Origin of the sequence: Flavobacterium sp., assembly GCF_044348915.1 — a bacterium.
In the GTDB taxonomy this organism is placed as follows: Bacteria; Bacteroidota; Bacteroidia; order Flavobacteriales; family Flavobacteriaceae; genus Flavobacterium.
In genome coordinates this window covers 15254-30992 of the sequence record NZ_JBIKRX010000017.1, presented here as the reverse complement: position 1 = coordinate 30992, position 15739 = coordinate 15254, and the positions used below count along the sequence as shown (strand labels likewise).

General features: G+C 34.8%; 14 protein-coding genes. 10 read left to right on the top strand and 4 right to left on the bottom strand.

What is annotated here, in order from left to right; all coding sequences use genetic code 11:
- Positions 1–37: 37 nt before the first annotated feature.
- From ACIQ1E_RS04925 to ACIQ1E_RS04910, 4 genes are all read left to right on the top strand, one after another.
- Positions 38–1294 carry an aspartate kinase gene (locus tag ACIQ1E_RS04925; protein WP_396169243.1) on the top strand — a complete coding sequence of 419 codons (1257 nt, stop codon included), beginning with the start codon at positions 38–40 and terminating at the stop codon, positions 1292–1294.
- Positions 1295–1481: 187 nt separating this feature from the next.
- The gene (locus ACIQ1E_RS04920; RefSeq protein WP_396169241.1) at positions 1482–4895 is read left to right on the top strand and encodes a hypothetical protein; all 3414 of its coding nucleotides are present in this window, start codon (positions 1482–1484) and stop codon (positions 4893–4895) included.
- A gap of 75 nt (positions 4896–4970) precedes the next feature.
- Positions 4971–5492 (top strand): hypothetical protein, encoded by a 522-nt coding sequence (locus ACIQ1E_RS04915; protein WP_396169240.1) that lies wholly within the window; start codon positions 4971–4973, stop codon positions 5490–5492.
- Positions 5493–5634: 142 nt separating this feature from the next.
- Positions 5635–6702: a glycosyltransferase gene (locus ACIQ1E_RS04910; protein WP_396169239.1), complete on the top strand. Its 1068-nt coding sequence runs from the start codon at positions 5635–5637 to the stop codon at positions 6700–6702.
- 25 nt (positions 6703–6727) lie between these two features.
- On the opposite strand, the gene ACIQ1E_RS04905 is transcribed toward ACIQ1E_RS04910, so the two are convergent.
- Both ACIQ1E_RS04905 and ACIQ1E_RS04900 read right to left on the bottom strand, forming a co-directional pair.
- Positions 6728–7753, bottom strand: a complete 1026-nt coding sequence (locus ACIQ1E_RS04905; RefSeq protein WP_396169237.1) for a LacI family DNA-binding transcriptional regulator — start codon at positions 7751–7753, stop codon at positions 6728–6730.
- A gap of 156 nt (positions 7754–7909) precedes the next feature.
- Positions 7910–9328 carry a glutamate racemase gene (locus ACIQ1E_RS04900; protein WP_396169235.1) on the bottom strand — a complete coding sequence of 473 codons (1419 nt, stop codon included), beginning with the start codon at positions 9326–9328 and terminating at the stop codon, positions 7910–7912.
- A gap of 362 nt (positions 9329–9690) precedes the next feature.
- Here ACIQ1E_RS04900 and rplM point away from each other — a divergent pair, with 362 nt between their 5' ends.
- From rplM to ACIQ1E_RS04870, 6 genes are all read left to right on the top strand, one after another.
- Complete coding sequence (gene rplM / locus ACIQ1E_RS04895; RefSeq protein ID WP_396169233.1) at positions 9691–10146, top strand: 50S ribosomal protein L13; 456 nt, start codon at positions 9691–9693, stop codon at positions 10144–10146.
- Positions 10146–10532: a 30S ribosomal protein S9 gene (gene rpsI, locus ACIQ1E_RS04890; RefSeq protein WP_396169231.1), complete on the top strand. Its 387-nt coding sequence runs from the start codon at positions 10146–10148 to the stop codon at positions 10530–10532. The genes rplM and rpsI overlap by 1 nt, the downstream gene beginning before the upstream one ends.
- Positions 10533–10763: 231 nt before the next feature.
- Entirely contained in the window at positions 10764–11579 is an 816-nt protein-coding gene (rpsB, locus tag ACIQ1E_RS04885) for a 30S ribosomal protein S2 (RefSeq protein ID WP_396169229.1), read from the top strand.
- Positions 11580–11714: 135 nt separating this feature from the next.
- Positions 11715–12539: a translation elongation factor Ts gene (gene tsf, locus ACIQ1E_RS04880; protein WP_396169227.1), complete on the top strand. Its 825-nt coding sequence runs from the start codon at positions 11715–11717 to the stop codon at positions 12537–12539.
- A gap of 189 nt (positions 12540–12728) precedes the next feature.
- On the top strand, positions 12729–13463 hold the full coding sequence (locus ACIQ1E_RS04875; protein WP_396169225.1) for a hypothetical protein: 735 nt from the start codon (positions 12729–12731) through the stop codon (positions 13461–13463).
- Entirely contained in the window at positions 13463–14032 is a 570-nt protein-coding gene (locus ACIQ1E_RS04870; protein ID WP_396169223.1) for a DNA-3-methyladenine glycosylase I, read from the top strand. The genes ACIQ1E_RS04875 and ACIQ1E_RS04870 overlap by 1 nt, the downstream gene beginning before the upstream one ends.
- 174 nt (positions 14033–14206) lie before the next feature.
- Here ACIQ1E_RS04870 and ACIQ1E_RS04865 read toward each other — a convergent pair whose 3' ends face one another.
- Both ACIQ1E_RS04865 and aat read right to left on the bottom strand, forming a co-directional pair.
- Positions 14207–14995 carry an MOSC domain-containing protein gene (locus ACIQ1E_RS04865; protein WP_396169221.1) on the bottom strand — a complete coding sequence of 263 codons (789 nt, stop codon included), beginning with the start codon at positions 14993–14995 and terminating at the stop codon, positions 14207–14209.
- Between the two features lie 94 nt (positions 14996–15089).
- Positions 15090–15728, bottom strand: a complete 639-nt coding sequence (gene aat / locus ACIQ1E_RS04860) for a leucyl/phenylalanyl-tRNA--protein transferase (RefSeq protein ID WP_396169219.1) — start codon at positions 15726–15728, stop codon at positions 15090–15092.
- Positions 15729–15739: the final 11 nt, after the last annotated feature.

Below are 15739 nucleotides of genomic sequence, written 5' to 3'. Positions count from 1 at the left end.
GAATTTGGAATTTAAAATATTGAAATTTTAAGATTTTATGAGAGTATTCAAATTTGGTGGAGCATCTGTTAAAGATGCCGATGGAATAAAAAACGTTTATGACGTTTTACAAAAAGTGGGTTACGAAGACGTATTGCTAGTTGTTTCTGCAATGGGAAAAACGACAAACGCTTTGGAAGAAGTAATAAAAAATTATTTCGAAAAGTCTGAAGAATTAAACTCCTCTGTTCAAGAAGTAAAAAAATACCACAATCAAATTTTATTGGACTTATTCGATGATGAAAAAAATGAGGTGTTTACAGCAGTAAACAATCAATTTTCAGAATTAGAATATTTTCTGTCGCATAACAAATCTCCTAATTATAATTTTGTTTATGACCAAATAGTAAGCTACGGTGAATTGGTTTCGACAACGATTTTAAGTCATTTTATGAATTTTATGGGCATCAAAACCCAATGGCTTGATGTGCGCAATTTTATAAAAACTAATTCCAATTACAGAGATGCTGAAGTTGACTGGGATTTGACTCAAAAAAACATTTCGAAAAACGTAAAGAAAAAAATGCTCAACATTACCCAAGGATTTTTGGGTTCGGACGAGAATAATTTCACCACCACTTTAGGTCGTGAAGGCTCTGATTACACCGCTGGAATTTTTGCTTATTGCCTCAATGCCGAAAGTGTAACCATCTGGAAGGACGTTCCGGGAGTAATGAATGCCGACCCAAGATATTTTGAAAATGCAAGTTTGCTAAACCATATTTCGTATCGCGAAGCAATCGAAATGGCGTTCTACGGAGCAACAGTAATCCACCCAAAAACGCTGCAACCGTTACAGAAAAAGGAAATTCCTTTGTATGTAAAGTCATTTATAAATCCGATGTTGGCTGGAACTTGTGTCTCAAAAGGCTTTGATTCCGAATGGCAAATTCCTAGTTTTATTGTCAAAAGAAACCAGTTATTGATTTCTCTTTCGTCGATAGATTTCTCGTTTATTATGGAAGAAAACATCAGTGAAATCTTTGCGTTGTTTCACCAATTCAAATTGAAAGTAAATTTAATTCAGAATTCAGCCATCAGTTTCTCGGTTTGTGTTGAAGATAAATTCGGAAATTTTAAAGATTTGAATCCAATTTTGGCCAAAAAATTCAAAGTAGATTTCAATGAAAATGTAACTTTATACACCATTAGACATTTCAATGATAAAGCAGCTCAAACCGTAGAACAAAACAAAACTGTTTTACTAAAACAAGTGAGCCGCGAAACGATGCAGATTGTGACTAAGGAAAATTAAATTCTCACCCCAGCCCTCTCCGAAGGAAAGGGAGGAGGAACAAATAAATAATTTCTACCGCAAATTGGCAAATGTAACATTTGCCAATTTGCGGTTTTTTTATAGTTTCTTAGCTCACATCCAAAAAACCACTTCACATTTTCCCAATTATAAATACTACTTTTGGTACTTTCGTGTTAAAGTATTTATGTTTAAAAAAATTTTGTTTTTGTTGGCAATACTCTTCTTTTCTGGACTGCAAGCTCAGGAAGAAAATTCATTGTACAAAACCAAAAAAATTTCAATTTCTCGAGACACTATTCGACTTGAAAATGAAAGTCTCAATCCTAGCTATTTCAAATTGCTTGACGCCAATGACAAACCCATTGACAGTGCGGATTACAAAATAAATTTCAAAAAAGGAATCTTAGTTTTTAATAAAAAAATCACTTCGAATACTGGTTTTGTAACGGTGCAATATCTCAAATTGCCTTCGTTTTTAACCAAAGAATATCAAATTTACGATTCTAGCAAAGTCATCAGCAATCAAGCAGCAGGCGGTAATTTATATGCTACAGAAAGCACCTTTCAAAAAAAAACCAAGCCGCTGGAGGGATTGAATACAACAGGCAGCATCTCACGAGGAGTCACCATTGGCAACAATCAAAACTCCTCGCTAAATTCAAATTTAGATTTGCAAATCACCGGAAAACTATCAGATAAAGTCAGTTTGCGAGCCTCCTTACAAGACAGCAATATCCCGCTGCAAGACGGCGGATATTCACAAAAACTAGATCAATTCGATAATGTTTTTATGGAACTTTTTACCGACAAATGGAATATTCGAGCAGGTGATCTCTTTCTGGAAAATCGCGCCACCCAATTTCTGAATTTCAATAAGAAAGCACAAGGACTTTCGAGCAGTTTTAATTTTGGTAATGAAGACAACAAGACCAATATATTCGCCTCGGCTGCTCTTGTACGAGGGCAATATTCCAAAAGTAGTTTCGTGGGTCAAGAAGGCAATCAAGGTCCATACAAATTAATTGGCCAAAATGGCGAACTGTATGTTCTAGTGATTTCAGGCTCCGAACGCGTTTTTGTCAATGGAATCCTGCTGACTCGCGGCGAAAATAAAGATTATACCATCGATTATAATGCCGGAGAAATCATATTTACCCCTTTATTTACGATTACTTCCGAAATGAGAATCACCGTCGAATACCAATATACCGAACAAAATTACACCCGATTGGTGACGTATGCAGGAGGAACTCACGAAAACAAAAAATGGAGTTTTGGTGGCTATTTGTATTCTGAAAATGATTTGAAAAACCAACCTTTACAGCAATCGCTTTTGGCAGAACAAACCCAAATTTTGGCCGATGCTGGAGACAATAAAAATCTAATGGTCGCACCATCGGCCTTTTTGGACTCATACTCTGACAATAAAATTCTCTACAAAAAAATTATTGCTAATGGAGTTGAATACTTCGAGTATTCCAATAATCCTCAGGATGTCTTGTACAATGTTCGATTCAGCCAAGTTGCTCAAAACAAAGGGAATTATGTACTAAAAAGCAACGCTGCCATTGGTAAAATTTACGAATACGTGGCACCCATAAATGCAATTCCGCAAGGAAATTACGCCGCCATTATTCAATTGGTAGCACCAATAAAAATTCAGGTAGCAACATTTTTAGGAAAATACAATCCTAGCGAAAAAACTGCAGTGGATTTTGAATTTGGATTAAGCAATAATGACAAAAACCTATTTTCTTCTCTAGACGATTCGAATAATAAAGGATTGGCAACCAAAATAAATGCGAAGCAAAGACTGTTTTCCAAAAAATGGAATGTCGATGCCTTTGCTAATTATCAATTTGTGCAGAAAGATTTTAGCACCGTGGAGCGGCTTTACAATATCGAATTCAGCCGAGATTGGAACCTCGGGGCAACCACAACTGGCAATCAAAGCTATTTGATTTCGGGCTTGTTGATGTCATTACCTCAAAAGGGAAATTTGACTTACCAATTTGAAAAACTCGATTTCTCAGAAAGTTTCTCAGGAAATCGCCAAATTCTTCATGCTTTCTTCAATTTGAAAGATTGGAGTATCAAAAGTCGAGGCAGTTTTTTAAATAGCGATGCCAGCACTTCGACTTCGAAATTCTTACGAAATCAAACGCAGGTCAAGTACAATTTCAAGAAAAACTGGGTTGGCAGCACACTGAATTTGGAGGATAATCAGGAAAAAGATAAAACCACCAATCAGTTTTCGGCTTTGAGTCAACGCTTTACAGAATATGGATTTTTTGCTGGTCGTGGCGACAGCACCAAAGTTTTTGTCGAATTGGGCTACTTCAGAAGGATGAACGATAGTTTACAAAACGGTCTTATCCAACGCGTAAACAACTCCCAAACCATAGCTTTGAAATCGAAATTGATTCAAACCAACAAAACGGACTTATCGCTATTTGTGAATTATAGAGTATTGGATTTTGTAGATGCAAACACAAAAAACGAACCTTCATTGAACTCACGAATGGTTTACAACGATCGTTTTTTCAACCAATTGATTCAATGGACAACCGTATTCGAAACCAATTCGGGTTCCATTCCACAACAAGAATTTACATATTTGGAAGTCCCAATCGGACAAGGAGTGTATACTTGGAACGATTATAACAACAACGGCATTCAAGAATTAGAGGAGTTTGAAGTGGCGCCGTTTATCGACCAAGCCAAATACATTCGAATCTATTTACCCAACCGAATTTTTATTAAAACGCACCAAAATAAATTTTCCCAATCGATTACGCTTAACCCTAGTCAGTGGCAAAATAAGACCGGTTTCAAGAAATTACTATCCTATTTTTACAACCAAACTTCTTATCTCATTGATCGAAAAGTCGAGAATAATGGCGATAACTTTGATTTGAATCCCTTCAGTAAGTCCGATGAAGACGTTTTAGGATTGAACTCCAGTTTCAGAAATAGTTTATTCTATAATCGAGGTAAACAAAAGCATTCCGTTACTTATACGTATGTGCAAAACGAAAACCAAAACTTGCTCTCTATCGGTTCACAAAACACCAAAAATAATTCCAATCAATTACAATACAATCATTTGTATAAAAAAAGCTGGTTGTTTGGGATGTTTGCCAAAACAATAGCTACCGCATTAGATTCTGAAAACTACCCCGAAAAGAATTTTGATATCAACGGCTATCAATTAGCCCCAAAAATTAGTTATCTTTTTTCTAAAAGTACGAGTTTGGATTTGTTTTATGAACTGCAGAACAAGGAAAATCAAATTGGAAACCTGGAAACTTTGCTCCAAACCAGGTTTGGAACCTCATTTACTTATGCCGGAAAAAAGAATTTCACAATGAATGGAGAGGTTTCTTTTTATCAAAATAAGTTCGTAGGAAATGAATTCTCCTCTGTTGGTTTTCAAATGTTAGAGGGATTGCAAACGGGTCAAAATCTGACTTGGCGCTTGCTTTTACAAAAGAACTTGACTAGTTTTCTAGACATCAACGTCAATTATCAAGGACGAAAAAGTGAAACTAGTCAGGCCATCCACACAGGAAACGTTCAGTTGAGAGCCTATTTTTGATATTTTTATTTAAAAATATAGCTTGTTCTCTATTTTTTATTAATTTAGGTGTTCAAACTTAAAAATCAGATCATTATGAAAAAATTAATTTTACTGTGTTTCCTTTTTCTTTTTTCAGAATCATTTTATGCTCAAGAAACTAAATCGAAAAAGGAACCTGCCAAAAAAGAAACCACCAAGAAGAAATCAGGCTATGATTATGACAAAGATGTGCCTGTAAAATCTACCAAGAAAGAGACTTCTTCTAAATCAAGTGCAACTAAAGAAACTGCAAAAAAAGAAACCGCTACAAAAGAAACTACCAAAAAGAAATCAGGTTATGATTATAATAAGGATGTTCCTGTAAAATCAACAACGGTTAAAAAAGAAAATAAATCTGAAGCTAAAAAGATTGACGCTAAGGTAAAAGACGAAAGATACACAAAAGGGAATTCTACTAAAAAGAAAGAACCAAAACTTAAAGAATCTAACGAAAAAGCACCTAAAACACCAGACAAAGTTACTGGTGAGTATAAAGGTAAAAAAGTATACACTGGCCCAAGAGGCGGAAGATATTATATCAACAAAAACGGAAATAAAACCTATCTTGAAGATTAATCATTTCTGAAAACAAAGAAAACTGCCCAAAATTATTTTCTGGGCAGTTTTTTTATACCTTTTCTTAATGATTTAGTAATAGTTTAAAAATGGGCTTAACTATTGATTTCCTATCTTTCGCTTATAAAATTATAGTTCAAAAATGAGTTTCAATTCTGCCAACAAAACTATTTTGATAGCTCCACTAAATTGGGGATTAGGTCACGCAACACGTTGTATTCCGATAATAAAAGCATTACAAGAAAACAATTATATTCCAATTATCGCTTCGGACGGGGCTGCCCTAGAATTATTAAAAAAAGAGTTTCCCTATATTCAAACTTTAAAATTACCCTCTTATCGTATTGAATATGCCAAGAACGGCGAAAATTTTAAATGGAAACTGTTGAAAAACTTTCCTACGATACTCAAAGCCATTTGGAAAGAAGAAAAAAAAGTTAGGAAATGGATCAAAAAATACGATATCGATGGCATTATTTCCGATAATAGATTGGGTGTCTTTAGCAAAAAAATCCCTTCTGTCTATCTTACGCACCAATTGAATGTAATGTCTGGAAATACGACTTGGTTTAGCAGTTTTTTACATCGACAAATTATAAAAAAACACAAGGAATGTTGGGTTCCCGATGTCTCGGAAAAGCTCAACTTAACAGGTAAATTGGGGCATATCGTAAAGCCTGATTTCAATTTGAAATACATTGGCCCTCTGAGTCGATTGCACAAAAAAGAAGTTACAAAAGTATATGATCTAATGATTATCCTGTCAGGGCCTGAACCTCAGCGCAGTGTATTGGAAGAAAAACTGAAAAATGAAATCGGAAAACACAAAGGAAACATAGTTTTCATTCAAGGTATTGTCGAAAAGGAGCAAAAAAAAGATCAAATCGAAAATGTTACCTATTATAACTTCATGAATAGTAAACAGCTAGAACAAACTTTTAATGAAAGTGAACTCGTCCTTTGCAGATCGGGTTACACTACAATTATGGACTTGGCACAGCTTGGTAAAAAAGCTTTTTTCATTCCAACTCCAGGACAATATGAGCAAGAATATTTGGCTAAAAAACTAAAAGAAGAAGGCCTCGTTCCTTATGCGAAACAAGACCTTTTTTGTATTGAAAATCTAAACGAAATTGACAATTATAAAGGATTAAATCCGTTTGAAACTACTAATAATTGGGCAATATTATTTGAAATTTTTGAAAAATAAAGATTTTTAATTCAGCCACGACAAATTACAACTTCCTTGTCGATTCTCTTTCTCTAAGTTGCGTTTTGATTACAATTGTTTCATATGGCAATTCTTCATTCTTAGATTCTAATCTTTTTATCATTCTTCTGGCGGCTTCTTCTCCAATTTCTACGCCATATTGACTCAAGGTTGACAAACTTGGCGACAATCTTCTTGAGGCAAGAATTCCGTCAGCAAAACCAATAATCGATAAGTCTTCCGGTACTTTATACCCTTTTTTAAGACCAATTCTCAAAGAAGCAACAGAATCATTTTCAGCTAAAGCAAATATTCCGTCAACTTTATTGTTTTCCAGCACAGCACCTATTTTGTTTTTTAAATCGTCCTCAGAATCTGTTCGAACAATTAAATCGGGATTTACTGGAATGTTATTGTTTTTCAATGCTTGCAAATACCCTTCGACTCTCAATTTTCCAACACTTAAATTGTCTATTGAAGAAAACAAGGCAATATTTTTGCATCCTGTATTAATCAAATGTTGGGTTGCATTCAACGCCGAATCAAAATCATCGACAATCACTTTATCACAAACAATGTCTTCGGCAATACGGTCAAACATTAGGATTGGAGTTCCCTCATTGATAATTTCCTGAAAGTGACCGTACTCATGTAATTTTTGCGCTTCTTCAGAAATAGATAAGATAAAACCGTCAATGGTTCCATTACTCAACATATTCAAGGTGTTGGCTTCTTTTTTTAATGATTCGTTTGAGATACACATAATTACATTGTATCCCATTTGGTCTGCAATTTTTTCAATTCCACTGAAAACTTTAGCAAAAAATGAATCCAGAATATTAGGAATAATCACTCCTATCGTTTTTGTTGATCTGTTTTTGAGATTCAGACCAATAACATTCGGTTTGTAATTTTTTAACTTGGCGTATTCCTTAATTCTAGTTTTAGTTTGCTCACTAATTTCTGGACTATCGTTAAGGGCTTTTGAAACAGTAGAAACAGAAACATTAAGTTCTTTAGCGATTTGTTTTAAAGTAGCTTTAGCTTTCATGGTAAAAAATTATTTTTAAAATGCTAAGGTAATAAAAAAACAATTGGATAGTTTTTTACATCAATCATAAAAAAAAAGATAAAAAAGTATTTTCTCTAAAAAAAGAGAACAGCAACAATGCTTTTTCAATCAATTTCAAATTTAAAAAGTATGAAATCACCATTTATCAGGGTTTAATAGCAATTGATTTTGATTGGAATTGAGCAACAATTCATAGATTTTTGGAATTTGTTTTTCAAATCGAGTGCTTGTTTCCGCAGGAATATTTGCTCTAGAAAACGGAACCGTTTGAATGTATTCTTGATTTAAACCTGCATTTCTTCCATATTTATAATCATAGGTAAATCGCTTTCCGTTATCCTCAGTGACCACCTGAATATTCTTTAAATTGGGCATACTTATATAAAAATCCGCTTGCGTTTTCTTGTTCGACTGATTTAGAAGTTTTGCTTTGTTTAAATAATTGTACACTTCTTTTGCTGTAAATACTGAAGGATCTATCAACTTTACCTTTCTCGACAGAAGATGACGATACCTATATTTACCATCCGTCTTAACCTTTCGTAATTCCACTAAAACCTTTTGAATTTCCGCGGTCAAAAAAGGATAATGCGTGCAGCCTAATATCAAAGTCTTTAGAGGAAGCGCATCAGGAGTAGCCTTCATTTTTTCGAGCAAGGTCACTAAGTGATACCTAACATAATTTTCGGGCGAATTGATTTGCATAATACTACATTGATCAGTTTCCTTGCTGTCGCATAGCATTTTAAAATTAGAAAAATCAAAGCCATAAATAGCCATCAAAGCTTTATTGATGTTCGAACTGTTTTGTTCCAAACTTGGACCTTTATACAATTCTCTTGGCTGAGTCGCTTTTTTATCTATATAATTCAAATCTTCGTCAACAGCTTCGGCCAAACCAACACCGCCTTGACTATAGATTTGAATGTTTCCTTGATACTTTTCAGTTTCTATTATTTTTTTCAACGCATTACTATATCCATTCGAAGCTACCGTTCCCGCGGTTGCAAATACGCCAATACTTCCGCTTTCGGATTTTTTAAACGTTTCGAGCGCCCCTTTGACTCCTGCATTGATCACGCCTATAACCTTCACATTTGATTTAGTCAAGGTAAGAAACTGTTCCATATCACTTAACCCATAAGCAGTAGCTGTATTGCAAGCCACCACCAAAACCTTGATTGGATTCTTATTGGTATACAACTCATTATAATTATAGTATTTATTTCCCAACAAAAACTGTGCGTCCTTAATAATATGTTCTTGTAGCAAATCGGTTTTATTCATCGCTGCATAATTTCCATACGGCATATTGGCTTGGTCTGCCAAATAAATGAAATCTTCGGCGGCAAAATCAACAAATCCATCGGCTCCCTTTTGATGGGTTTTGTTGTTATAAGCATCTAAAGTCACAATAGCGTTCAAAACTGTGAGCCCTCCAGTACCAGAATCGAACACACCGATAGGCATATTCGGCTCTAAAACAGGATATTTGTTGAAATCTGTATAATAGAAACTAGTCTCATCAGACAAAATAGTTTTAACGATGGGCAAATTTTGAGCAGAGGAAATAGTATTACCTATATATATAAAGAGAAAATGGCAAAGGAATAATTTGGAAAATTTCATAAGCAAACGAATGGTTAACACTTCAAAAATAAAATAATTTAACAAATTTACACTAAATGCTTCACAAATTTAGATGCCTATGGACATTATTTGCATTAAATTTTAGGTAAAGTCCAACCCAAAAGAGACGAAAAGGAATTGAAAATAAATACACAATAAAAACCAATAGTTTAAAGACTGATTATCAGAATAAAATAAAAATTACTGACTATTTGGTTTTCAAAAAAATAATTGTACTTTTGCACTCCCTTTATTGGGAATGGAATGTTTAATTAAAATAAATTATTGTGAACGCATTAAGCTACAAAACAGTATCGACAAGCAAAGCAACCGTATCCAAAGAATGGATTGTGGTAGACGCTGACGGTCATAACTTAGGTCGTCTTGCAACTAAGGTCGCTATGATTCTTAGAGGTAAGTACAAGCCAAGTTATACCCCACACGTGGACTGTGGAGATAACGTAATTGTTATCAACTCAGAAAAAATCAACCTTACAGGTAACAAACTAAGTGAAAAAACTTATGTTCGTCACACTGGTTACCCTGGAGGACAAAGAACTTTAACTGCTAAAGTATTACAGGCAAAAAACCCTGCATTATTAGTAGAAAAAGCAGTAAAAGGAATGTTACCTAAAAACAAATTAGGAGCAGAACTTTTCAGAAATTTAAATGTTGTTGTAGGACCAGAGCACAAACAAGGCGCTCAAAAACCTAGAACTGTTAACCTAAACGATCTTAAGTAATGGGAGTAATTCACAAAATCGGTAGAAGAAAAACCGCTGTTGCACGTGTATATGTTTCAGAAGGAACAGGAGTTATCACTGTAAACAAAAAACCATTCGAAACTTATTTCCCAACTGCAACTTTACAATACAAAGTTTTACAACCAATGTCTATGACAGAAAACGTAAGCAACTTTGATGTAAAAGTAAACGTTTACGGAGGTGGTTCAACTGGTCAAGCAGAAGCTGTAAGAATGGCTTTGGCGAGAGTAATGTGTGAAGTTGGCGAAGGAAACAGAGCTATCTTGAAACCAGAAGGTTTATTAACTAGAGACCCAAGAATGGTTGAACGTAAAAAATTCGGTCAGAAAAAAGCTCGTAAGAGATTCCAATTCTCTAAACGTTAATATTGCCTGTCTTGTGCAATTCGTGCAAGACTTATTGATAATAAAATTTAAAAACAATGTTGTTGTTGTCAAGCTGAGGCTTGAAATTAGTTTAGCATCTAAATGGGTTGTAAAAGTTAGAAGTTAGAAGTTAGAAGTTAGAAGTTTTTCCAAAAAACTATAAACCATAAACTATAAACTATAAACTCAAAAAACACATTGCTAATCAACAGAACGTAAACTAAACAAAAAATGTCAAACAAAGTAGAAGTAAAAGAATTACTAGAAGCAGGTGTTCACTTCGGACACATGACTAGAAAATGGGATCCAAATATGGCTCCATACATTTATATGGAACGTAATGGAATTCACATTATCAATCTATATAAAACTGCAGCAAAAATTGAAGAAGCTAACGAAGCTTTGAAAAAAATTGCAGCATCAGGTAGAAAAATATTATTCGTAGCTACCAAAAAACAAGCAAAAGACATCGTTGCTGATAAAGCAGCAGCTTGTAACATGCCTTACATCACTGAAAGATGGCCAGGTGGAATGTTGACTAACTTCGTAACTATCCGTAAAGCTGTTAAAAAAATGGCTACTATCGATAAAATGAAGAAAGACGGAACATTTATGACCCTTTCTAAAAAAGAGCGTTTACAAGTTGATCGTCTTCGTGCTAAATTAGAGAAAAACTTAGGTTCAATCGCAGATATGTCTAGACTTCCTGCAGCATTGTTCGTAGTAGATATCAAAGCTGAACACATCGCAATTAAAGAAGCTCAAAAATTAAACATTCCAGTTTTTGCAATGGTGGATACAAATTCTGACCCAAGAGAGGTTGATTATGTAATACCTGCAAATGATGATGCTTCTAAATCAATCGATAAAATTTTATCTATTGTCACTGCTGCGGTTGTGGAAGGTTTATCAAATAGAGGTGCTGAAGCAGACATTCAACCTGAAGCTAATGCTGAAGAAGTTGAAGTTGAAGTTGAAGCTCCAGTAGCAGAAGTTGAAGTAGCTGAGCCAACTGCTGAAGTTGAAGCTCCTGCAACAGAAGAATAAATCATTTTAAAATTCCAATTTTTAAATTCCAAATTCCAAAAAAATTAGTAACGTTAAGTTAGTAATTTGTTAAAATTGGAATTGGGAATTTGAAAATTGGAATTTTTACTTTTATAACATTAAACACATTATATTATGGCAACTATTACTGCTGCAGACGTAAATAAATTAAGAACAATCACAGGTGCTGGAATGATGGACTGTAAAAAAGCACTTGTAGAATCTGACGGAGACTTCGATTTAGCTATCGAAAACCTACGTAAAAAAGGACAAAAAGTGGCCGCAAACCGTGCTGACAGAGAATCTTCTGAAGGTGCTGTTATCGCTATTGTAAGTGCTGACAAAACTACTGGAGCTATCGTTTCTCTTAACTGTGAAACTGACTTTGTGGGTAAAAACGAATCATTCATCAAACTAGCCAATGATTTTGCTGAATTAGCATTGAATTTCGAGACTAAAGAGGCTTTTCTAGCTGCTGACTACAACGGAATTACAATTGCTGAAAAATTAATTGAGCAAACTGGAGTTATCGGAGAAAAAATTGAAATCCGTTCTTTCGAAAGATTAAACGGAGCTTTTATTGGTTCTTACATTCACGCTGGAAACAAAATAGCTACTTTAGTTGCTTTATCTGCAAATGTTGCAGGTGCTGACGAAGTTGCTAAAAATGTATCAATGCAAGCAGCAGCTATGGCTCCTATTGCTTTGAACGAAGCTGGAGTAGATGCTGATACTATCGCTAAAGAAATCGAAATCGCAAAAGATTTATTGCGTCAAGAAGGAAAACCAGAAGCTATGTTAGACAATATCGCTAAAGGTAAATTAGCTCGTTTCTTTAAAGACAACACTTTAGTAAACCAAGACTATATTAAAGATAGCAAAATGAGCGTTGCTGATTATGTTAAATCTTTAGATAAAAATCTTATTGTTACTGGTTTCAAAAGAGCCGCTTTAGGATAATTTTAATTCAAATTTGAACTCAAAAAGGGAGGCTTGTTCATTCAAGCCTCCTTTTTTTTTACATCAATTTCTAGTGATTCCTAATTTGAAACACGATCTTGTATAGCTACGGAAAACCCATTTTTTCATTATATTTGCCCTAGAGACGCAAACTTATTTTGCATTTAATTTTATTAGACAATTCTAAATATGACAGCCTACAAAAAAATACTTCTTATTGCTATAATTACTTTCAATTTAATCAGCTGCGGCCGAAATAAGACAGAAACCGATTTAAATTCCAATGAGGGTTTTCAGGAGAAAAATGACACTTCAGCTGTAGCTACTTCACCAAAAAAAGATACTACAATAATTGAAACCAATTCGAATGAAATCGAAACAAAAGGTTCGGTTTTAAGTGAGGCACATTTCTCTAAAAATCCAGATGAAACAGCTGAAACCCCAGCTGATAAAATATCTGATAAAACAAAAACAGAGGTTTCTTCTGAAAACAACACACCTTCAACTCCGGCAGCAAATACCGCAGAACCCGCCGCAACAAAAAAACCTTCAGCTCCATCTCAATATACTATCCAAAAAATATTGAATGGTTGTGAAATTGGCGAAACCCTAACTCAAGAAGATTTGTCAAAACATCTTGAAATCCCGAAAGATGCTATAAAACTGGTAAAAAACATTACAAAAGTTTCTGAAGATGAAATTGATGTAAAATGGAATTCGACTTGGGCTGTCGAAAAGTTATCCGATGCTAAATTCAAAGACGGGAGAATAAAGGCTCGTTTCGTGAATAACTCCGTTTATATTTCGGGTGGTGCCATTGCTATCAAATGTGAAAAAAAAATCTATACCGATTTTGTCGTTACCGGACGTAAAGCTCACATCCCTTCAGTAAAAGGATATTATTGGAAAATTGGCAGAGATTAATGGAAGAACCTAAAAGATGCGGTTGGTGCTTATCAAGCGACTTATACAAAGAATACCACGACAAAGAATGGGGTGTTCTGGTTTATGACGACCAAAAACTATTCGAATTCCTGATTCTCGAAACGTTTCAAGCTGGGTTGAGCTGGATTACTATTTTAAACAAAAGAGAAAATTTCAGAACTGCCTTTGACCATTTCGACTATAAAAAAGTAGCCTGCTATTCCGAAGAAAAAATTCAAGAATTACTATTAAACGCTGGAATTATTCGCAACCAATTGAAGATTCGAGCCGCAGTGTCGAATGCAGTAGCTTTTTTGCAAATACAAGAAGAATTTGGCAGCTTTAGTAAATATATTTGGCGTTTTACGGGCGGTAAACCAATCGACAACAACAGAAAATCCTTGAAAGAAGTACCTGCCACTACTCCGCTTTCGGATGAAATCAGCAAGGACTTGAAAAAACGTGGATTTAAATTCGTTGGTTCAACTGTAGTTTATGCTCATATGCAAGCTACAGGAATGGTCAACGATCACGTGGAAGATTGCTGGAGAGAAGCTAAATACCTTTAAAAAATCAATATAAATATTGGCACACGGATGACACAGATTTTAACGGATTAAAACGGATTTTTTTGGCTCAAATTTTAATAATGTTCTTATCTATTTGTCTAATCAGTTTTAGATATGTTCTAAAGTTTTTAATATTTGTCTACTTTGTAGACCGTCATAATATGCTAAAACTCTTTAAAAAACCAATGCATCGCCAACCCTAATTTCCCCGTCATTCAAGCACATAATATTAGTGCCAAAAAGAATCGAGTTATCCACCTTTCGATAGGTATTTAGAGTATTTAAAGGTTCTTTTTCTACAAAGCCATTCTTTGGATCATTGTTAACCATACTACATCGTCCGCAAGGCTTCGCGTTTTTAAATTTCACGCTTCCAATTTGAAAATCCCCAAAAGAATCTTCTTCGTGAGCAATGGAACTGCTTATGACAATGTTAGGTCTAAATCGCGTCATCGAAATTTTCTCTTCCAGTTTTTCATTTAGAAAATCCAAACTTTCAGAGCCAATTAATAAATACGGATAACCGTCGGCAAGACTGACATTCAGGGTTGTATCTAGTTTAGTACTATTGTGTTTTCGGTCTCCGATAGAAGTAATTTTAACTAATTTACATCCGAAACCAAGCATTTCGCTAAACCATTTTGAAGTCGCTATATTCACTTCGACCACGGTAGTTTCATCATCCCAAACTTTGGAGAATATAGGTTCGCCTAATGTTTCGTGTATGGAAAATTCGTGTCTGCTATTTTGATGGTTAATGGAAATTTTGTCCCCAATAATTTGGGGATAAAACTGACTCAAAATTGGATATTTTCGTTGCGTAATGAACTGATTTTGTTCGTCGACTAGCATCCAACGTCGGTCATTTTTGAAGCCCATTTCTTCTGCTTTGGCGCTTTCAACACGAATTCCAGCCAAACTTTTTATAGGATAAATGTACAATTCTTCAACCTTGTATTTCATATGTTGATATTTATTGTTTTGTTATCGGTCATATGTAATTCGCATATCATCATTGGTGTTTTTTACCAAATTTTGAGTCATGCTCATTTCATAATTAGTTACTTTTAAGAATTTCCATAAAATCTTCCCGCGGGATTTCGCGACAACCCAAACTCTCAAGATGTTCGTTATATACCTGACAATCTACGAGTTTATAATTATCCTTTTTTAATTGATTTGCCAACCCAATAAATGCCACTTTGGAAGCATTCGAAACTTTAGAAAACATACTTTCTCCGCAGAAAATATGTCCCAAATCAATTCCATATAAACCGCCAACCAATTCTTCGTTTTGCCAGACTTCTACTGATTTTGCAATTCCGATTTCGTTCAATTTGCAATAGGCCTCAATCATATCATTGGTAATCCAAGTTCCGTTTTGCCCCTCGCGTTTTATTTTTTGGCAATTCGAAATTACCTCTCTGAAATTTTCATTGAAAGTTACTTTCAACATATTTCGATTCAGAACGTTTCGCATACTTTTCGAAACCACCAATTCGTCCAGAAACAAAACCATCCGAGGATTGGGCGACCACCAATAAATGGGCTCGTCTTCCTCAAACCAAGGGAATATGCCGCTTTTGTAAGCCAATTGTAACCGCTCAGCTGACAAATCGCCACCGATCGCAAGTATTCCGTCAGGATATGCCTCGGAAACAGGAGGAAAAAACAATTCTTCAGATAAAAAATACATAGTTTCGAACA